The organism is Sphingomonas sp. AP28 (genome assembly GCF_056680455.1).
Map to the genome: position 1 here is coordinate 3,158,970 of NZ_CM155283.1, position 20,200 is coordinate 3,179,169.

13 protein-coding genes are annotated in these 20,200 nt (G+C 63.1%); 6 read left to right on the forward strand and 7 right to left on the reverse strand.

Features of this window, described 5'->3' with window-relative positions; all coding sequences use genetic code 11:
• Positions 1-9 precede the first annotated feature (9 nt).
• The gene (locus AC1MH0_RS14505) at positions 10-1,077 is read right to left on the reverse strand and encodes a glycosyltransferase (protein WP_480963359.1); all 1,068 of its coding nucleotides are present in this window, start codon (positions 1,075-1,077) and stop codon (positions 10-12) included.
• Positions 1,078-1,427: 350 nt separating this feature from the next.
• Between AC1MH0_RS14505 and AC1MH0_RS14510 the strand changes: the two genes are divergently transcribed.
• Positions 1,428-2,573 (forward strand): acyltransferase family protein, encoded by a 1,146-nt coding sequence (locus AC1MH0_RS14510; protein WP_480963360.1) that lies wholly within the window; start codon positions 1,428-1,430, stop codon positions 2,571-2,573.
• 400 nt (positions 2,574-2,973) lie between these two features.
• Here the strand turns inward: AC1MH0_RS14510 and AC1MH0_RS14515 are convergent, their stop codons facing one another.
• The gene (locus AC1MH0_RS14515; protein ID WP_480963361.1) at positions 2,974-3,390 is read right to left on the reverse strand and encodes a hypothetical protein; all 417 of its coding nucleotides are present in this window, start codon (positions 3,388-3,390) and stop codon (positions 2,974-2,976) included.
• Positions 3,391-3,476: 86 nt separating this feature from the next.
• Between AC1MH0_RS14515 and AC1MH0_RS14520 the strand changes: the two genes are divergently transcribed.
• The 5 genes from AC1MH0_RS14520 (at position 3,477) to uxuA (ending at position 13,317) form a co-directional block, all read left to right on the forward strand.
• Positions 3,477-4,229 carry a dienelactone hydrolase family protein gene (locus AC1MH0_RS14520; RefSeq protein WP_480963362.1) on the forward strand — a complete coding sequence of 251 codons (753 nt, stop codon included), beginning with the start codon at positions 3,477-3,479 and terminating at the stop codon, positions 4,227-4,229.
• Between the two features lie 826 nt (positions 4,230-5,055).
• A complete protein-coding gene (locus AC1MH0_RS14525) occupies positions 5,056-8,253 on the forward strand; it encodes a TonB-dependent receptor (protein WP_480963363.1) in 3,198 nt (1,065 codons plus the stop codon).
• A 261-nt stretch (positions 8,254-8,514) separates the two neighbouring features.
• Positions 8,515-11,133, forward strand: a complete 2,619-nt coding sequence (locus tag AC1MH0_RS14530) for a glycosyl hydrolase 115 family protein (RefSeq protein WP_480963364.1) — start codon at positions 8,515-8,517, stop codon at positions 11,131-11,133.
• Between the two features lie 105 nt (positions 11,134-11,238).
• Positions 11,239-12,036, forward strand: coding sequence for a FadR/GntR family transcriptional regulator (locus tag AC1MH0_RS14535; RefSeq protein WP_480963365.1), 798 nt, complete (start codon positions 11,239-11,241; stop codon positions 12,034-12,036).
• Between the two features lie 108 nt (positions 12,037-12,144).
• Positions 12,145-13,317 (forward strand): mannonate dehydratase, encoded by a 1,173-nt coding sequence (gene uxuA, locus AC1MH0_RS14540; RefSeq protein ID WP_480963366.1) that lies wholly within the window; start codon positions 12,145-12,147, stop codon positions 13,315-13,317.
• Between the two features lie 9 nt (positions 13,318-13,326).
• On the opposite strand, the gene AC1MH0_RS14545 is transcribed toward uxuA, so the two are convergent.
• The 5 genes from AC1MH0_RS14545 to AC1MH0_RS14565 form a co-directional block, all read right to left on the reverse strand.
• Entirely contained in the window at positions 13,327-14,160 is an 834-nt protein-coding gene (locus AC1MH0_RS14545) for a FadR/GntR family transcriptional regulator (protein WP_480963367.1), read from the reverse strand.
• A gap of 343 nt (positions 14,161-14,503) precedes the next feature.
• The gene (gene xylA, locus AC1MH0_RS14550; protein WP_480963368.1) at positions 14,504-15,814 is read right to left on the reverse strand and encodes a xylose isomerase; all 1,311 of its coding nucleotides are present in this window, start codon (positions 15,812-15,814) and stop codon (positions 14,504-14,506) included.
• 6 nt (positions 15,815-15,820) lie between these two features.
• Positions 15,821-17,266: a xylulokinase gene (gene xylB / locus AC1MH0_RS14555; RefSeq protein ID WP_480963369.1), complete on the reverse strand. Its 1,446-nt coding sequence runs from the start codon at positions 17,264-17,266 to the stop codon at positions 15,821-15,823.
• A complete protein-coding gene (locus AC1MH0_RS14560; protein WP_480963370.1) occupies positions 17,266-18,402 on the reverse strand; it encodes a glycoside hydrolase family 43 protein in 1,137 nt (378 codons plus the stop codon). The genes xylB and AC1MH0_RS14560 overlap by 1 nt, the downstream gene beginning before the upstream one ends.
• Positions 18,403-18,543: 141 nt before the next feature.
• Complete coding sequence (locus AC1MH0_RS14565) at positions 18,544-20,196, reverse strand: glycoside hydrolase family 43 protein (protein ID WP_480963371.1); 1,653 nt, start codon at positions 20,194-20,196, stop codon at positions 18,544-18,546.
• Between the last annotated feature and the right edge of the window lie 4 nt (positions 20,197-20,200).

Below are 20,200 nucleotides of genomic sequence, written 5' to 3' on the forward strand. Positions count from 1 at the left end.
CCTGTGAAACTAGCGAGCCGCTCCGGCTCGCTTATACAGATCCAAATAAAGCTCGGCGGAGCGATCAAGGGACAGCGTGTCTTCGACGTACGCTCGAGGGGCGAAATGAGCGAGTCGACCCCAGAAATCGGTAAACCGCGACTCCATTTCACTAAGCTTGAACTTTACTCCGCATCTCTGGTCAAAATAGGGAACGGAACTGACGGTAAGATCCGTCGAGGCATCGCGGCTCAATTGCGGATCTACGAACTTCCCTTCATCCCACGCGAAAACGGGGACGCCCGATGCGAGGGCTTCCTGGTAGGCAAGGCCCTGCGTCTCGTGTTCGCACAGAAACGCAAGCGATCGCGCTGATTTTAGTCCGTCCGCAAACGCCCGCTGATGATGATGACCGTACCGAAGAATGCGATAAGATAGTCCGAGTGCGTCGAGATGCGCGGTAAGTCGATTGACGATCGCCGGAACCTGCGTTTCCCGATGCCATCGTATCTTATCGTAAATTAGAACATCGACAGACTTTTCGGCTGCCGAGGCTTCACGCCATCGACGCGTATCTATCCCCGCAAACCAAGTAACCACCTTTTCACCACAGCTCGGCCGATAATAATCGCGGAACCAATCAGATGGCTGGATCAGCAGCTTGATGTGGGGATCTGCCGCTACTGATCGTGCCGCTTCGGGAGGCCCGTAATCTCCTGGTCCGAATACCTTTGGATTGACGAGTTGTACTGCGTTCAAAACACTTGGATATCCGGCGATACCAATTGGGTAGTCAGGCATCGCCGACGCAGTAGCAAAATCATTTACTCTTACATCGCAACCGTATCGCTCTAAGGAAGTGCGCAACGCAACAAAAGCAGTGTAAAATCCCGTCCTTACCTGCTTTCGGCGTGCGCTGCGGTAGAGATATCGTGCCAATCTTCGAACTTGGGCAAGGTTCCTTCCACGAAATCCTTCGCGTGCACGCCACTCGTAGCCATCGTAAAATAATAAAACGAGGGGCCCGCGTGCAGTTTGGATCAGCGGGTCGCTGACTGCAGGGTCGGCGACGTTGGTAGGACGGGATTCGATGCGCATGCGATTACAGTAGGATAAGCTAGCTAACAATATCCCACATTCGAGCCGTTTTAATGTCTACAAAATTTTTTGCCGCCAATAACGCGAAGGCGGAGACGTCGCACACTGGCTTCGAAGCTGAGGCTCGATATGAGCAAAATTGTTACAAGGGTTGCAACCCCGGTTAACCAAGAAGGGTTAGATGGCTTATATCAATTCAAGATGCCGTTTCCCGACCAAATACGGGACAATTTTGAGTCTCCACATCGATTTTTTGGGCTGGTGGTAGAAGGCAACTTAAGCCAATCTTGATCGTACTTTCAAATGCTAAGGTTCCGCTCGTGCCTGAACCGATCGTACCCAGGGCCGCCATGCCTCGCTTCATTGCCATTGATGGTCTCCGCGCATGGATGGCGTGGGTGGTGGTTATTACGCACATCATCCAGCAATCGTCGTCGGCCGGCGGCGGGGAAGCATGGATCAAACTCGATATAGGCGGGGAGGCTGTTAACGTCTTCATCATCATCAGCGGGTTTGTAATCACGCATCTTTTAGTTGAGCGGCCAGGACCTTACTTCAGCTACATTATCCCGAGATTCATGCGTCTGTTTCCTGCGTTCTTTGTTGCGTGCATCGTTGGAGGTTTGGTTTACAGGGTCGGCAATCGCTGGGCAGCGCCGGCTTGGTTTGAGCCGTTGCACGGTTCAGATTACCGCTCGCTAGTCAGTTATTTTCCGATACATGTAGTCGCTCACATCACCATGCTACATGGTCTGATACCGAACACAATTGTTCCAAACTCGGAATATGTGTTTAGTCCGCCAGGTTGGAGTGTTTCTCTGGAGTGGCAGTTTTATCTAATCGCGCCGCTAGCAATCTGGCTATGTGGCAACAAGTCCAGGTCCGTATGGCTGGTTGTTGCCGTAATGGCGTGTTTTGCGGTATATCATCTTGAGTTTAAACCTTTATGGGATCGGCCAAGTATCCTTGTCGGTGCTGCTAAATTTTTCTTGATCGGTATCGCTTGCCGTTATGCTGCCCCTTCGCTGGCTGGGCGGGTAACTTTCGTTGCCGCAACCGGTTTGGGATTAGGATTTACTGTGTTTTGGATGGGGGCGCCGGCGATAGCGGTTTGGATGGTCGTATTCAGCTTCATCCTAAGAGAAGATCGTTGCGCGACCGGAATCGATCGGTACCATATCAAGCTAATGTCGTTCTTTTTGGAAACTCGGTTTGTTCAATTCGTCGCTGAACGCTCCTACTCGACCTATCTTTTCCATTGGTCTGTTATCATGGTGATCGGCACCGTGGCCACCAGCAATGGATGGTTGGGTGGAACTCGTCTTGGTGTTCTGATGCTTTTGACGATCCCCGTCACATTCATTGTGCAGGAACCGGTGTATCGCTTCGTCGAAGTACCAGGCCGAAATTGGGGTAGGCGTTGGGCACGTCGCTTTGGAGCAAAGCCTGTTGCTGAGGTGGCGCAGGAAGTGCTGACGGATTCAAGCGCCCGATAAAATTCAGGGAACGTATCGTAGGAACTGTTGTCGCGGTAAGGGCGTGCTAAGGTTGGGGCTTGTTGATTTGTGCGCGGCGATTTGACTGAGGTCGGCGAAGAGCGCGCAGAGCAATGATCTTTGCTGGCTGACAGGTGAACAGATTGAGCCCCTGCAGCCGAACGGTCCCAAGAACCGTGGCGAGCCGTAGGTTGATGGCCGCTAAGGGCAGAACGGTATCGTCTTTGGCAGCCGAAGCGTTGGCTCAGCGTCCGAATTCGAGGCTGGCCTTACAAGCGCTTAACCTGACAGCGACGTAATAGCATCATCGAGAAGCTGCGCGATTTGGCGTGCACCGCGATATCGCCGCTGCCGGGTTCGACCGGAGCTTTGAACTCGGCGACTGTATCTCTGAGCGACGCTATTGAGACTGTATCCCCATCCGCGCACTCGAAGCATCCGCATTTGCCGCCTCGGCTTGCGCGATCGGTATGTCGTGATCGGCATCGAGCAACATTACCCGACTCAGCGCTTCCGTCTGGTCGCGCGGCGCGTCGGCGACGCCGACCCCCCATCCGCCACCGTGGAAGACGTTCAGCAGTATCGAACTGCCAAAGACGGCCACGTCGTCGCTGGTCTGTTCGAGCCGTCCCGCGCTGGCGCCACACGTCAGGTCCTGCACGCGCCGGCGACGCGCAAGCCCCACTCGGGCGGTCGCGAAGCCGCGATCTGCGCGGGCGGCGATGACGGCGAGCGTGCTGGTCGAAGAGAGCGGGGTCAAGGCGGACGCGCGCGTATGCTGGAACCCGTAGCCGTGGAGTGCGCCTACGGGCCGCACGCAAAGGTGGCGTACCCGGGATTTTCGGTGGACGAGCCTCGGCGATGCGGTAGCGTTGCGAGGCAGCTTAATTCGGATACTTTGCCATGATCATCTCCAACGACGAATTCGTCGACCTGCTCTCGGCCGACGGTGGCGTGATGCGGGTCCATCTGTTTCGGCCGGCGATCGAAGGGCGGTTCCCGGGGGTGTTGCTGTTCTCGGAGATCTATCAGGTGACGGCGCCGATCCGGCGGCTGGCCGCGTATATCGCGGGGCACGGATACTGTGTCGCGGTCCCCGAAGTGTATCATGAGCATGAGGCGCCCGGGACCGTGCTGGCTTACGATACCGCCGGTACCGAGCGCGGAAACGCGCTGAAGATTGCCAAGCCGGTTGCGGCGTTCGATGTCGATGCCATTGCCGGACTGGATTTCCTCGCCGGGCATTCGGCTTGCACGGGGAGTCTGGCGACGGTCGGCGTGTGTCTCGGCGGGCATCTGGCATATCGTGCGGCGCTCGACCCGCGCGTGTTGGCAGCGGCGTGCTTCTATCCGACCGATATCCATTCGGGTTCGCTCGGGCTCGGCAAGGCCGACGACAGTTTAGCGCGGATGACGGACCTGAAGGCCGAAGCGCTGTTCGTTTTCGGTCGCGCAGATCCACATGTACCGTTCGCCGGCCGGGCGCTCATCCGCCAGCGCCTGGAAAAGGTCGGTGCGCGGTACGAATGGCATGAGGTCAACGCTGCGCACGCGTTTCTCCGCGACGAGGGGCCAAGGTACGATCCGGCGCTGTTCGCGCAGGCGACCGAGTGGATGTTCGCGTTGTTCCAGCGTGTCCTGTTTTCGTCCGACTGACGATCTACGCCCCCGGCCACGTTGGTCGTGGCTTGGTAACGAGTGAACCGCTCGTCCGAGCGAAGACCGTTTGCATGATCTCGGATCGAGATTACCGAGATCACCTGGGCGGTACGCATCGCCTCAAGAGCCGGCCCGGCGTGAAGGTCGGTCGGTAGACCCTGGAGCGCAAAGTTGTCCGTGAAAAGTCGGTCGGTCCGGATGGCGACGGCAACACGATGTTCAAGACGTCGAGTCGATCGCATGGGCCCCCGGGGCATCCGATCAAGAGCCTCGGTGGATGCGGCATCGCGAGGACGCAGCGACTGGCGCTCGCGACTGGTCGGCACGAGCGACGAGCGCATGATACCGCTATATAATAAAGACCGATCGACGGCTTTGCCTCGACTGGACTGAGCTTCGGCAAGACGCGTCGTCCATCGACCGTCGACCTCCAAACTCGATTTTCCGACGCTTCTACGGTCCATTGATATGGTTCGACACTCTGACATACCGCTCAGCGCGCCGCCAAGAAATACGTGACGCTCGGCCTTTGATGAGAACCGGTAGAGCCGACCGCGTAGTATTGGCCTAACCGAACCGCCTTGACTCGTCGACCAATAGCGGTGAGATAGCGCTATCAACGGACCCGCATAGACGGGCGTGACGAGGAATGGGGATGGCTTTTAACGCTATTGATGTCGCATGCCCGTCGGCCAGTTGGCTGAGCCGGTGGAGTACGTCGCGCAGTACCTAGCGCCCGGCGTCTGACTTTCTTCAAGCATTCATAACAACGAGACGCTTCCTGCCGCCAGTCGGACAGCGAGGTTCCAAGAGGATCCTGAACATGACGCCTTTCAAAATGGCCCCTCGTCTTACGCGCGCTGCGCTCTTGTGCGCGACGACGATGGTAGCGCTGTCGGCCACCGTTGCAGCGGCGCAAACCATTCCGCCGACGCAGGACCCTGCACCCGCGGCGTCGCAAGGTGCCGCGCCCGCCGCCGCCGGGCCGACCGCGCCCGCCGCATCGCCAGCAGCGGCCCTGCCGGACTCCGACCAGACCCCCGGCACGATCGATGCGGCCGATAGCGGCGACATCGTCGTCACCGGCTATCGTTCGAGCCTCGCCAAGTCGACGAACGCCAAGCGCGCAGCGACCGGTTTCACGGATTCGATCTTCGCCGAGGACATCGGCAAGTTCCCCGACACCAACATCGCAGAATCCTTCAACCGCATCCCCGGCATCACCATCACGCGCGACGTGACCGGCGAAGGCACGAACGTCGCGATCCGCGGCCTGGGATCGAACTTCACGAACGTCACGCTCAACGGCGCAACGATCGCGGTGGCGTCGTCCGGCGCGACCGATGCGCAGGGTACCGATCGCTCGGTCGATCTCAGCTTCTTCCCGACCGATCTGTTCACCAAGCTGACGGTCAACAAGAGCTATACCGCGGACCTGCTCGAAGGTGGTGCGGCGGGTAACATCGACCTCCGTTCGGCACGGCCGTTCGATCGCGCGACCTCGTTCCTGGCGTATAACGTGCAGGGTACGAAGCAGTCGCCCGAGGACCGGATCGGTGCTCGCGGCTCGCTGATCGGCAGCTGGCGCGGTGACAAGGTCGGTATCCTCGCAGGCGTGTCCGCCCAGCGCCTGTTCACCGACACGCGCGGGTTCGAGACGATTGGCTATACCAATCCGGCGCTGACGGCGGCGCAGTGCGGCGCGGCTTCGGGCTGCAACACGACGGGTGGCGGCAACTGGACGATCCCGGCCGTGGTGCCTGTCGGCGCCGGTGCGGGGCTGGTAGCCGGTACGCCGATCACCAGCGCGTTCCTGCTCGCGAACAACCCAGGTGCGACGATCCAGCAGATCGACAACGCATTGCTGCCGCGGCTTGGGCGTTCGACCAGCATTCGCGGTCCGCGGGACCGTATCAACGCGATCGTCAGTGCCGAATGGCAGCCGTCCGATACGCTGCATTTCTACGTGGATGGCCTGTACGGTTACAAGAAGAACGACCTGACGCGCGAGAACATGGCGTGGATCGTCCGCAACGGCGCGATCATCCCGACCAACCTGACGTTCGACAAGGCCGACTGCACGATCGGCTGCGTCGTCACCGGCGGGACGTTCGCCAACGCGCAGTTCTTCAACGAATTCCGCCCGTACACCGAGACGACGAAGCTCTTCAGCATCAACCCCGGCGGCGAGTGGGAAATCTCCGACACGCTCAAGCTGAACCTGCAGGGCAATTACGCGCGCTCGACCTTCCACCGCGAGAACCCGTCGGTCGGCCTGACGACCCCGCTGGGTGTCGGCAACACCGTGACCTATTCCAACGACGGCAGCGGCATCCCGACGATCCAGAGCGCACTGGACCTGAACGATCCGGCGAATTTCGGCTGGAATCCCGGCAGCCGCGTCAACATCTCCGACGAACGCCGGCTCAACAAGAGCAAGGGCGCACGCGGCGACCTGACCTGGGGCAAGCCGGCCCTCAACCTGAAGATCGGCGGCGCGTTCGACGACGTGTCGCGCCGGATCAGCAGCAACGACAATAGCCAGGCGTACCAGAACGCGGTTTGCGGCAATAATCCCAGCGTGTTCGTCGCCTCGCCGAATTCGCAGCCGCCCTGCGAAGGCCGCAATGCGCCGGGCGTTATCCCGGCCGGCTACCCGACCTATCCGGGGTTCGGCACCGGATCGACCGCGGGCATGACCGGCCCGGTGACGTATGGTGGCTCGCTCGTTCCCAACTCGGCGGCCCCAAGCTACCTGACACCAGGGCCGGCCGGTTTCGTGACGGTCGACTGGCCGAAGTTCGCGGCTGCGACCAACTATGACTTCTACCACGACAATTCGCCGGAAAGCGGCGCGTCCACCACGGGCGCAAGCGGCGGCGGCATTCGCGAAGTGGTGAAGTCCGCGTTCGCCACGGTGAACGGCGAGCAGGACCTTGGCGGCAACATGCTGCGGTTCAACGTCGGCGTGCGCTACGTCAACACGATCCAGACGATCACGGGTCGCGTCTCGTTGCCCGATCCGCGCAATACGACAGCGACCGGCGTCGCGTTGCCGGACGGTAGCCGCTATCCGAACCTCGTCAGCATCGTGTCGACGCGCAACGTCTATTCGAAGTGGCTGCCCGCAGCGACCTTCGCCTACGACGTCAGCGAGCACGCGGTGGTCCGCGTCGCCGGATCGCGTACCATGACGCGTCCCGATCCGTCGGCGCAGCTGCCGGGCGTGAACTTCGGCGCACCATCGGCGGACCAGGCGTCGATCGGCAACCCGGCGCTCGAGCCGTACATGTCGACGAACATCGATCTGGGCTTCGAATATTATACCGGCCGCGAAGGCGTGGTCAGCTTCAATGCGTTCCGCAAGTCGATCAAGGGCTTCACGAACACCGCGATCAGCACGGTTCCGTTCTCGAACCTGTCGCAATACGGGATCACCTACGACACGCTGAACCCGACGCAGCAGATCGCGATCAACTCGCGTGGTGGCCCCGGCACGGCTCAGGTTCAGGTCACGTCGCAGGTCAACGTGGCGGACAAGCTGACCATCAACGGGCTCGAATTCCAGTGGGTCCAGCCACTCGACTTCCTGACCAAGACTATCGGCATCACCGGGTTCGGCTTCAACGCCAATGCGACGGTCGTCGACCAGACCAGCAAGGGGGCGGCAACCGCGTTCGGCGTGGCGCCGTTTACTTACAACATCACGGGCTATTACGAAAAGCATGGCGTGATGCTGCGGGTGTCGACTACCTCGCGCGAGGGTTCGCAGAACAGCGGTGCGGCGCAGAACGGCATTCCGGCAGCGGCATTGTTCGGTACGGACTATACGACCTACGACTTCTCGTCGTCGTTCGATCTCGACAAGATCTTCGGTTTTGCCGGGGCGCCTCAGCTGACGGTCAATGTCGCGAACTTCACCAATGCGACGTTGCGGTCGTACTTCCAGTTCGAGAACGCGACTTTCACGCAGTACAAGCCGGGTCGTCAGTTCCTGGTCGGTCTGCGCGGGACCTTCTAGTAGACCCGACGGTGCGGTCGTGATGCGACCGCACCGTCGGTATTTACCTCAAGACGTGGTCCCGACCGGGTCTACGATCGCACAAGCCGACCGATGATCCGGCAAGATCGGTTCGACGATAATGGCGCAGGCCGGCGAGATTTCGCGCGAAGACCCGACGCGCGCGCGGTCGGGCTACGGATAACCGACGCGAGGTCCGCCAAGCGCAGCCAGCGGGTTTCAGCTGGGGCTGTCCGCCTGCTCACAACAGGAGAGACGACGATGTCACAGGCCGTATCACGCCGTACGCTGATGGGCGGTGCCGCATGTGGCGCTGCGCTCGCGACGCTGCCCTTGCTCGCTGTCGAGGCACATGCGGCGCCCGACCCGCGGACCGCGTTTGCCTTGATCGAAAAGGGCATTCCGGCGGCAGTCATGATCGACGCCGACGCCGACAGTGCGGTCCGGCATGTCGCCACCAATTTTGCGGCCGATTTGGAGAGGGTCAGCGGCGCAGCTGCGCGCCTGACCGATGGCGCGAGCGGCGTTGTGCAGGGGCCGGTGGTTATCATTGGCGTTCTCGGCCACAGCGCCGTCATCGATGGTCTCGTGGCGGCGGGCAAGATCGCGGCCGCCGACCTGCACGGCGAATGGGAAGCGTTTCGGCAAATCGTGGTCGACGACCCGATGCCGGGCGTCTCGCGCGCGCTGGTAATCGTCGGGTCGGACCGGCGGGGCGCGGTGTTCGGCACCTATGACGTATCCGAGCGGATCGGCGTTTCGCCGTGGAACTGGTTCGCGGACGTGCCCGTCCGTCGCCAGCGCGACGTGCTGATCCCTGCGGGCTCGCGGCGCGACCAGCCCAAGGTCCGCTATCGCGGGTTCTTCATCAACGACGAGGATCCTTGCCTCAGCGGCTGGGCGAAGAAGGCGTTCGGTGGCGTCAATTCGGCGATGTACGTGCACGTCTTCGAACTGCTGCTGCGGATGAAGGGCAATTATCTGTGGCCCGCCATGTGGGGCAAGGCGTTCGCAGACGACGACCCCGCGAGCATGGTGCTGGCCGACGCGATGGGCGTCGTGATGGGCAATTCGCACCACGAGCCGCTGCTGCGCGCGCAGGCCGAATGGCATCGTCACGAGGACAAGGGCGTGACCGGTGGCGCATGGGATTACGACAAGAACGGCGCCAACCTGCGTAAATTCTGGCGCGGCGGGATCGAGCGGATGATGACGAAGGGCGGCGGCCAGCATTACGACTCCGTCGTGACCGTCGGCATGCGCGGTGATGGCGACGAGGCGATGGCCGAGGGCACCGCGACCGGGCTGCTCGAACGCGTCGTCGCCGACCAGCGCAAGATCATCGCCGACGTGACCGGCAAACCGGCGACCGAGACGCCGCAGGTCTGGGCGCTCTACAAGGAAGTGCAGGACTATTACGATCACGGCATGAAGGTGCCGGACGACGTCACGTTGTTGTTCTCGGACGATAATTGGGGTCAGATCCGTCGCCTGCCCGATCCCGCCGCACTACCGCGCAAAGGTGGGTACGGCATCTATTATCACTTCGATTACGTCGGCGCCCCGCGCAACTACAAGTGGATCAACACCAACCAGATCGAGAAGACCTGGCAGCAGATGGACCTCGCGTACCGGCATGGTGCGGCGCAGATCTGGATCGTCAACGTCGGCGATATCAAGCCGATGGAATATCCGCTGGGCTTCTTCCTAGCGCAGGCCTGGAACCCGGATGCGATGACCCCGGCTGCGGTTGCCGACTATCCGCGCGCATGGGCGACGGCGACGTTCGGCCCGGACCAGTCGCGGGCGATCGGCGAGATCGTCACGCAGTACAGCCAGTATGTCGCACGCCGAAAGCCGGAGTTGATCGATCAGGACAGCTTCCCGCTAGGCAGAGTCACCCCCAAGGGCCTCGATGGCGGCGAGTTCGGCGCGATGGTTGAAGGGTGGGACGCGCTGGAGGCACGGATGATCACGGTTCGCACCACGCTGCGGCCGGATCAGCGTGACGCCTATTACCAGTTGGTCGAGTTTCCCGTGGCAGCCGTCGCGAACCTGTACCGGTTGTATTACGGCACCGCGTGGAACCGGCTGCTGGCGTCGAAGAACGACGCCCGCGCCAATTATTTTGCCGATCAGGTCGAAACCACTTTCCGCCGCGACGGCGAACTGACGCAGCGGTATCACAGTATCAACGGCGGCAAGTGGGACGGCATGATGGCGCAGGTCCATATGAGCTATGTCATCTGGAACGATCCCACCAAACAGACCATGCCGAGTATCGTCCGGGTCGGCGCCGATACGCCCGAGGCAAAGCGTCGGCAGCAACCGGTCTTCGTCCCTACGCCCGCGACACAGGCCGGCATCGTCGCCCTCGAAGCACCCGCATTCAGTCGCGCACGCGACGGCAAGGGGCTGCGCTGGACGACGATACCGCATCTGGGTCGGACGGCAGGTGCAGTGATCGCGATGCCGCAGGGTCGACCGGCAACGCTGGCGAGTGACGGCATCTGTCTGGAATACGACGTCACCGTGGCGAAGGCGGGACCGGCAACGGTGACGCTGTACCTCGTGCCGACGCTCGACACGTTCGGTCATGACGGATCGCGCATCGGCGTGTCGATCAACGGCGGTATGGTTCAGGTCCTGCGTGCGGTGCTCGAGCCTACCGGAGGCGATACGGACAATATTGGCAAGGTACGCTGGGCGAATGCGGTGCGTGACAATGGCGTACGATTGTCGACAGGCGTTGGCGACGTCGCTACGGGCCGACATATCATCAAGATCTGGCGGCTGGACGACAATATGGTGCTCCAGAAGCTGGTACTGGCTACCATCCCGGTACCGATGTCCTATCTCGGCGCGGTTCCCGTCGCCTGACGGAACGCGCCGCGCGCCTATCCCTTAGGGTATTCGACGATGCCAGTTTCCTTGGGAAGGGCGACGTAGTAGCATCAATACACAGACATTAGATTGGTAAGTCCAGTGGCAAAGCCCGCCTCCCAGAACGCGCTGTTCGCGGTCGGAAAATACGACGCTCCCGCGAACGATCGCTTGTACCAGCGTCTGGCGCGGCGGCTGTTCGAGGAACTGGTCGCGGGCACCTATGCGATCGGCGATCGGCTGCCCGCCGAGCGCGAGCTGGCGATCGACTACGGCGCCAGTCGCCCGGCGGTGCGTGAAGCCCTCATCGCCTTGGAGGTGCAGGGTTTTATCGAAGTCCGTGTCGGCTCCGGGGCGTATGTCTGCCGGCTGCCGGGGCAGGGCGAGGAGCCTGGTTTCGCGATTACCGCGTTCGAACTGACCGAAGCGCGGATCATGTTCGAGGGTGAGGCGGCAGCGCTCGCAGCGGTCCAGATCACCGATGCCGAGATCGACTTGCTCGACGGACTGGTCGAGGCGATGACGACCGAAAACTTGCTGACCGAAGTCACCGAGATCGCCGATCGCGACTTCCACATGGCGATCGCCAAGGCGACGCGGAATTCGGGCGTGGTTCGGACGATCGAGGATTTGTGGCATTTGCGCTCGACGTCGCCCGAATGCGCGCTTCTCCATGCCAAGGCGCGCAACGCCAAGGTGCGGCCGGTCGTCGCCGAACATGCTGCAATCGTTGATGCTTTGCGCGCGCGCGATGCGGCGGCAGCGCGGGGCGCGATGCGCGCGCACCTGACGTCGGTGATGGACCACCTCCTGTTCCAGACCGAGGAGATGGCGATGGAACAGGCCCGTCTGGCGCTTGCGACGACTCGCCAGCGTTACGGCGGCGCCCCGACGATCTGATCCATCCGGCGATCAAGCGCTTATAGGTTGTCAGACCAATTCGATCGTTGCTATCGACAGTGAGAGCATGTGGCTGCACCGCCATGAGAAAAGGGGGATGAGCGGCCGATGAAGATGACCCAGACCATGCGCTGGTTTGGCCCGAACGACCCGGTGCCGCTCGACGCCATCCGCCAGGCCGGCGCGACCGGGATCGTCACGGCGCTGCACGAGGTCGCCAATGGCGACGTCTGGACCGTCGACGCCATCGCCGCGCGTCGCGTGATGATCGAGGACGCCGGGCTCGACTGGAAAGTGGTCGAGAGCCTGCCCGTGGTCGAGGATCTGAAGCGGCGTTCGGGCGACTGGGATCGGCTGATCGAGGCCTATGTCGCCAGCCTGCGGAATCTGGCGGGGCAGGGCATCGAGGTGGTGACCTATAATTTCATGCCGTTGCTCGACTGGACGCGGACCGACCTGCGCTGGGCGTTGCCGGACGGTGCGCGGGCGCTGCGGTTCGAGTTGCACGCGCTGGCCGCCTACGACATCCACATCCTGCGCCGCCCCGGTGCCGAGCGGGATTATGCGCCCGATGTCGTCGCGGGTGCGGCCGAGCGGTTCGCGGCGATGGACGATGCCGCGCGCGCGACGCTGGAGCGGACGATCATCGCCGGGCTGCCCGGTAGCGAGGAGAGCTTCAGTTCGCCGCAGTTGCTCGAACAGATCGAGACCTATGCCGACATCGACGCAGCGCGGCTGCGTGCGAACCATGTCGCGTTCCTGGAGGCGGTGTGTCCGGTCGCCGAGGCGGAGGGCATCCGGCTGGTGGTGCACCCCGACGATCCGCCGTTCCCGATCTTCGGCCTGCCGCGCGTGGTCAGCACCGAGGCGGACGCCAGCGCGTTGTTCGCCGCGGTGCCATCGGCCGCCAATGGCCTGTGTTTCTGCAGCGGATCGTTCGGCGTCCGCGCGGACAACGACCTGCCGGGGATGGTTCGTCGGCTCGGCGAACGCATCGGCTTCGTGCATCTGCGATCGGTGCAGCGCGAACCGGGTGGCGCGTTTCACGAGGCGGCGCATCTGGAGGGCGATGCGAACATGCCCGCGATCATGACCGAGCTGGTCGCGTTGCAGGCGCGCACCGGGCGGTCTCTGCCGGTGCGCCCCGATCACGGACACCAGATGGTGGACGATCTCAACAAGCGCACCAACCCTGGCTATTCGCTGATCGGCCGGCTGCGCGGGCTGGCGGAACTGCGCGGGCTGGAAAAGGGTATCGCGCATGGCCGGAGCGCCGCGTAGGAACCAAGCCTACCGCGTCATCGCCAGCTGCGTATCGTCGAGCGCCAGGTCCACCAGCTTGCGCATCGCGGCGTTGGCGGCGGCGGGGTCGCTCGCGGCGATTGCCTCGTACACGCGGACATGATCGGGGATCGGGTTGCGCGGCAGCGAGCGGGTGCGTTGCTTGAACTGAGTCGTCCAGCTTACCGCTGCGCCGATGCTGGCGCTCAGTACGACGAGCGCATCGTTGCGGGTCGCCTGCAATACCGCGTTGTGGAACTCGCGGTCCGCGGCACGGCCGGCTTCGGTGGCCAGCGTGTGGCGGCGCATCGCGGCCAGCGACTCCTTCATCACCGTCAGGTCGGCTCGATCGCGACGTTCGGCGGCCAGCGCGGCGGCGGCGGGCTCGACGATCCCGCGCAACTCGAACAGTCCGCGGACGAAGGCGATGTCGGGTTCGCCGGCGAAGGCCCAGGCGAGCACGTCGGGATCGAGCAGGTTCCAGCGGCTGCGCGGCAGCACGCGGGTACCGGTTTTCGGTCGACTTTCGACCAATCCCTTCGCCATCAACACCTGTACGGCCTCGCGGTAGGCACTGCGCGACACGTCGAGCGCTTCCGAGAATGCAACTTCGCCCGACAATGTGTCGCCCGGCAGATACTCGCCCGACAGGATCGCGGTGCCGAGCTTGTGCGCGATCGCGCCGTGCAAGCGTCGCCCCGTGCCCCGCGGCAGTCTAGGAGCAGACGTGGTGTCCGTGAGTACGGCATCCGAGGGCGTGGCGGAATCCGAGGGCGACGCAGGGTCCGATGCGCTGGGGATATCCGACGGCGGGCTCGTCTGGTCGGGGTTGATGTTCGTCATTGGTAAGCTCCCATCGCCAAGGTGATAGCCGCGTGACAATCGCGAGACGATAAGAGATTTCGGGTCCTGAAGCTCGCAAGGTCCGTATTCGGGCCGAAATCGAAGCATGGTAGCATTGCGCGGCACGTGATGGCGGCGGGGATCGTCGGGGGTGCAAGGCCTTGGGCGGGGCGTCGCTGCGGTCGATCACGCTATTGTGGACCGGCACGCGGTTCTCGACATTGACCGTATCGTGCATCGTCTTCGGCGTATCGATGCCGTGTGGCCGTCAGCCGAGGGACATTCCCACGGTGTAGGAAAGTGCCCGACCCCGCGCCGTGGCGCAGGATCGGGCGGTAGTCGATCAGAGGACGCGGTTGATGAGGTTCTCGATCCGCTCCTGCTGGCCCGAGACCGGCTTGGGATCGATGCCGCGCTGGATCGCGAGATCCGCGATGCCGGCGAGGTCTAGCCCGCCGATCGCGCCACCGAACTCACCGTCCCAGCCGGCATAGCGCTTGGTCTTGATCGCATCGATACGACCGTCCTCGATCAGCTTGGCGGCATTGAGCAGCCCCTTCGCGACGACGTCGATCGCGCCGACATGACCGTAGAACAGATCCGCCGGGTCCATGCTCTGGCGCCGCACCTTGGCATCGAAGTTGAAGCCGCCGGTGGTGAACCCGCCGGCGCGGATGATCTCGAGATTGGCGAGCGTCAGTTCCTCGACCGAGTTCGGGAATTGATCGGTATCCCAGCCGTTCTGCGGATCGCCGCGATTGGCGTCGATCGAGCCGAAGATGCCGAGCGCCGCAGCAGTCGCGATCTCATGCTCGAACGTGTGGCTGGCGAGCGTCGCGTGGTTCGCCTCGATGTTGACCTTGACCTCGTTCTCCAGGCCGTAGCGCTTGAGGAAGCCGTACACCGTCGCGGTGTCGAAGTCGTACTGGTGCTTGGTCGGCTCGAACGGCTTCGGCTCGATCAGGATCGTGCCGGTGAAGCCGATCTTGTGCTTGTGCTCGACGACCAGGCTCAGGAAGCGGCCGAAATTGTCGAGTTCGCGCTTCATGTCGGTGTTGAGCAGCGTTTCGTAGCCCTCGCGACCGCCCCACAGCACGTAGTTCTGGCCTCCGAGACGATGCGTTGCTTCGAGCGCGTCACGGACCTGCATCGCGCCGAACGCGAACACTTCCGGATCGGGGTTGGTCGCGCCGCCAGCGGCGAAGCGCGGGTGGCTGAACAGGTTGGCGGTGCCCCAGAGGAGTTTCCGGCCCGATGCAGCCTGGAGCTGTTCGAGATGATCGACCGCTTCAGCGAAGAACTTGCGGTGCTCGGTGATGTTGGCGGCGTCGGCCATAACGTCGACGTCGTGGAAGCAGTAATAGGGCACGTCGAGCGTCTTGAAGAACTCGAACGCGACCTCGCGCTTCATCGCCGCGGCGGCGCTGTCGTTGGCGCGGCGGTGCCACGGGCGATCGAACGTGCCGCCGCCGAACACGTCGGAGCCGGGCCAGCAGAAGGTGTGCCAGAAGCATGCGGCGAAGCGGAGGTGATCCTCCATGCGCTTGCCGAGGACCATCTTGTCCTTGTCGTAGAAGCGGTACGCCAGCTCGTTGGTGCTGTCGGGGCCCTCATATTTGATCTGGGGGATATCGGCGAAGAAGTCGGACATCAAAGCTTCCTACGATTTGGGGGTGATGCGGGAATAGGCTTGGCGGAACGCGGCCTTCTTCTCGGCGAGCGCCGAGACGAGGGCAGGGTCGGGGACGATGGTGTGCGAGACGGGAGGCGCGACGCAGATCTCGGCGGGGTCGCCGCCGTCGACGCCGAGCTGGGCAAGGCGGGCGGCACCGAGCGCGGGGCCGACCTCGCCGCCCTGGAGATAGACGAGCTCGACCTCCATCGCCGCGGCGATCACCTGGCCCCAATAGCGCGAGCGGGCACCGCCGCCGATCACCGCGAGGCGCTCGACCGTCGTGCCGGCCTCACGCAACACGTCGAGACCGTCGGCGAGCGCGAACGCCACGCCTTCCAGCACCGCCTGCGACAGGCGGCCGGCGTCGGTATCGTTGTCGAGACGGAGGAACGCGCCGCGCACCTCCGGGTCGTTGTGCGGCGTGCGTTCGCCCGAGAGGTAGGGGAGGAAGATCTCGGGGCCACTGGCGGGGCCCGCTGCCTCGGCGCGCGCGAACAGGTCGGCGGCACCGGCGGCACCGGTGATCCGCGCGACCCAGTCGATGCACGACGCCGCCGACAGATGGACCGACATCTGGTGCCACATGCCGGGAAGCGCATGACAGAAGGCGTGGACCGCACGCGCCGGATTGGGGCGGAAGTCGTTGGTCGCGACGAAGATGACACCCGACGTGCCGAGCGACAGCAGCGCATCGCCATCTTTGACGACGCCGACGCCGACCGCGCCCGCCGCATTGTCGCTGCCGCCTGCCGCAACCGGCACCTGCGGCATGCCCCAGAGTTCGGCGACCTCGGCGGTAAGCGTGCCGGTGATCTCCGTGCCCTCGTACAGCGATGGCATCTGCGCCTGCGTCAGCCCGCAGGCGGTGAGGATCTCGTCGCTCCAGCAGCGGCCGCCGACGTCGAGCCACAAGGTGCCCGCGCTATCCGACAGGTCCGATGCCTTGTCGCCGGTCATCAGCAACCGGACATAGTCCTTGGGCAGCAATACCGTCGCAATCTTCGCGAAGACCTCCGGCTCATGCTCGCGGACCCACAGCAGCTTTGGTGCGGTGAAGCCCGGCATCGCGATGTTGCCCGAGATCGTGCGCAGATCGGGAACGGCGCGCTCCAGTGTCTCGCATTCGGCAAAGCAACGCCCATCGTTCCACAGGATCGCGGGCCGCAGCGGCTTGTCGTCGGCGTCGAGCAAGGTGGCACCATGCATCTGGCCGGCAAGCCCGACACCACGCACCGAGCGGCGGACGCTTGGGTCGATCGCCTGCACCGCGGCGATCGTCGCCTTCCACCACGCATCCGGATCCTGTTCGGACCAGAGCGGATGCGGCCGCTGCACGGTCAGCGCGGCGGTACCCTGGCCCACCACGCTGCCATGCTGGTCGAGCACCACGGCCTTGACACCCGAGGTGCCGATATCGATTCCAAGGAACATCAGTTGACGAACGGATCGATGGTCGGGATCGAGCCGTCGGGCGCGAACTTGAGTTCGGTAACCTTGACGTTGCGCAGGTGGTTCTTGTTGCTCATCTGCGTATCCGCATAGAACAGCCACCATTTCTTGTTCCACTCGACGATCGAATGGTGGCTGGTCCAGCCCTGTACCGGCTTGAGGATATGGCCGCGATAGGTGAACGGGCCGTACGGGTTGTCGCCGGTCGCGTAGTTCAGGAAGTGCGTGTCGCCGGTCGAGTAGGTGTAGTAATATTTGCCGCCGCGCGTGAAGACCCACGACGCCTCGAAAAAGCGGCGCTCATGGTCGCCGCCGAGCACGGGCTTGCCGGCTTCGTCGAGGATCTGGACGTCGCGCGGCGTCTCGGCGAAGCTCTTCATGTCGGGGTTGAGCTTGGCGATCTTGCCCGACAGCGCGGGCTGATCGTCCTTGCCGAGATCGGTATCCGAGCCGTTGGCGTCGAACTTGCCGTCCTTCCAGCGCTGGAGCTGGCCGCCCCAGATGCCGCCGAAATACATGTAGCTGGCGCCGTTCGCGTCGGTGAACACGGCGGGGTCCATCGAGAAGCTGCCGGCGATCGGCTTGGGATCGGCTTTGAACGGACCGACCGGGCTCTTCGACGTGGCGACGCCGATGCGGAACGTGCCGAGGCCATTCTTGTCGAGCTGTTTGTCGCGCGCCGGGAAGTACAGGTAATAGGTGCCGTTCTTGTAGGCGGCATCGGGGGCCCACATCTGCTGCGACGCCCAGGGCACGTCCTTCACGTCGAGCGCAACGCCGTTGACCTTCACCGGGCCGCCGATGCGGTCCATGCTCAGGACGCGATAGTCGCGCATCGCATATTGGTTGCCGAGGTCGTCATCCGGGATCTTCACGTCGATGTCGTGGCTCGGATAGACGTAGATCTTGCCGCCGAAGACGTGCGCCGACGGATCGGCGGTGTAGATGCTGTTGACCAAAGGCTGTGACAGATAGCGCTTGCCGTCGGGGCTGCGCGGTTCATTGCCGGCGGATGTGGTTTTCGACGGGGCGTTTGTCCCAGCGGTCTGGGCAACGGCGATTGTCCCCGTTGCGGCAAGTGCGGCAATGACGAGCGTGGGCGCGAGGCTAAAACGCATCGGTGCGTGGTCCTTCCTAATGTTCACCATCTGCTGTGGTGTCGAACGTCTATGTGCTTCGGTAGCGCTACCGTACGAAACGTGTCAACTCTTAGCACGCCTCGCGGACGACTGTCGACACGACCTGGGTCTCATGTGAACCTACTCGGCGCACTTTCTCCACGCATAGGGACCGACCAGCGTGCCGACGAAGCCGCCTGCGGTCTTGGTGCTGAGGATGCGCGCGTCGACGTCGCGTGCGAGAGTCTTCTTGCCGCCGGCGCCATCATAGTCGAACGCCATCGTGCCGCCGTTCGCGCGGATCGTCAGCGTGACGGGGCCCGTGCCGGTGACGGGTGCGGAGGCGACCAGTTGTTCCTTGCCCTTGTCGGTGGTGTAGAGCGCGACGACAGGCTTGCCCTCAATCCGGGTGATGCCGAAGAACACATAGTTCGCGTCACTCTGCATCGCGACCAGGCCTGCGCGATCGCCATCGGTGTCGGGCGTGAAGCGGACCGTCGTCGACATCGTCGCGACATGATGCTGCTGGCGGCGTCCGACGAACGACGGCACCTTGGAAAGATCGCCGATGCGTCCGCCGCGGTCGAGGATCAGGTCGCCGTGGTCGAGCCGGTAGAAGGGCGTCTTGGGCGTGCGTACGCCGACCCATTGCATCGCCAGTTTGCTGCCGTCGAAGCTGTCGACATAGCCGAAGTCGCCGCTGGTCGGGATGCGGCTGGGCGGGCTCGCGGGCAGCCTGGGTTTCGTGCCGACGAACGGGACCGGCTGGCCCTTTGGCAGGATGATCGGCCAGCCGTCCTTCCATGTTACCGGTAACAAGAACGTCTCGCGGCCGATGTTGTAATGGTCGCCCTCGTACGGCCGCACGCCGAGGAAGGTCGCGTACCAGTCGCCGTTCTGGGTCTGGACGAGCTTGGCATGGCCGGTCGACGTGACCGGGTTGGGTCGCGCAGGGTCGAGATCGCGCTGCGTCAGGATCGGATTGCCCGCGAACGGGACGTAAGGTCCGCGCAGCGACTTGGAGCGCAGCGCGACCTGCGAGTGGTTGACGCTGGTGCCGCCTTCTGCCGCGGTCAGGTAATAATAGCCGTCCTTGCGGAAGATGTGCGGTCCTTCGATCCAGACCGGCTTCTTGGTGATGTCGACGCCGCCGTTGATCAACTGCGTGCTCTCTCCGACCATTTTCCCCGCGCGCCAGTCATATTCCTGGATCCAGATCGCGCGGTGGCCGTCGTAGCGCGGTGGCTCGGCGGGGGCGCGGTTGTTGACGATATACGCCTTGTCGCCTTCCCAGTAGATCGACGGGTCGATGCCCTCGAACGGCAGCCATGTCGGGTTAGACCACGGTCCCCCCGGGTCCTTCGCGGTAATGACGAAGTTGCCTTTGCACTCGACGCACGTGTTGACGATGTAGAAGACGCCGTCGTGATACGAGATGTCGGGCGCGAACACCGCCTGCGACGTGCGCATGCCGATGAAGTCGAGCTGCTCCGGCCGGTCGATCGCATTGCCGATCTGCGTCCAGTTCACCAGGTCCTTCGACTTGAAGATGGGCAGGCCGGGGTAGTGCGCGAACGAGGAGAGGACGAGGTAATAGTCGTCGCCGACGCGCGTCACCGACGGGTCGGGATAATAGCCCGACAGGATCGGGTTGCGATATTGATTGGGCCCGACGCTGACCTTCTCCTGCGTATGACCGTCATAGCTGAAGCTGCTGAACCGCGGTGCGTCGCTGGCGAAGGCCGGCGTTCCGAGCGCGAAACCGGCGAGCAGTGCGAATTTCTGGATTTTCATGGCG

What these genes read in the sequence shown, in the direction of transcription:
- AC1MH0_RS14565 (WP_480963371.1), bottom strand. Translation starts at nt 20,196, where the DNA reads ATGAAAATCCAGAAATTCGCACTGCTCGCCGGTTTCGCGCTCGGAACG.
- xylB (WP_480963369.1), bottom strand. Translation starts at nt 17,266, where the DNA reads ATGTTCCTTGGAATCGATATCGGCACCTCGGGTGTCAAGGCCGTGGTG.
- AC1MH0_RS14530 (WP_480963364.1), top strand. Translation starts at nt 8,515, where the DNA reads ATGTCACAGGCCGTATCACGCCGTACGCTGATGGGCGGTGCCGCATGT.
- AC1MH0_RS14545 (WP_480963367.1), bottom strand. Translation starts at nt 14,160, where the DNA reads ATGACGAACATCAACCCCGACCAGACGAGCCCGCCGTCGGATATCCCC.
- AC1MH0_RS14520 (WP_480963362.1), top strand. Translation starts at nt 3,477, where the DNA reads ATGATCATCTCCAACGACGAATTCGTCGACCTGCTCTCGGCCGACGGT.
- AC1MH0_RS14560 (WP_480963370.1), bottom strand. Translation starts at nt 18,402, where the DNA reads ATGCGTTTTAGCCTCGCGCCCACGCTCGTCATTGCCGCACTTGCCGCA.
- AC1MH0_RS14510 (WP_480963360.1), top strand. Translation starts at nt 1,428, where the DNA reads ATGCCTCGCTTCATTGCCATTGATGGTCTCCGCGCATGGATGGCGTGG.
- uxuA (WP_480963366.1), top strand. Translation starts at nt 12,145, where the DNA reads ATGAAGATGACCCAGACCATGCGCTGGTTTGGCCCGAACGACCCGGTG.
- AC1MH0_RS14505 (WP_480963359.1), bottom strand. Translation starts at nt 1,077, where the DNA reads ATGCGCATCGAATCCCGTCCTACCAACGTCGCCGACCCTGCAGTCAGC.
- AC1MH0_RS14525 (WP_480963363.1), top strand. Translation starts at nt 5,056, where the DNA reads ATGACGCCTTTCAAAATGGCCCCTCGTCTTACGCGCGCTGCGCTCTTG.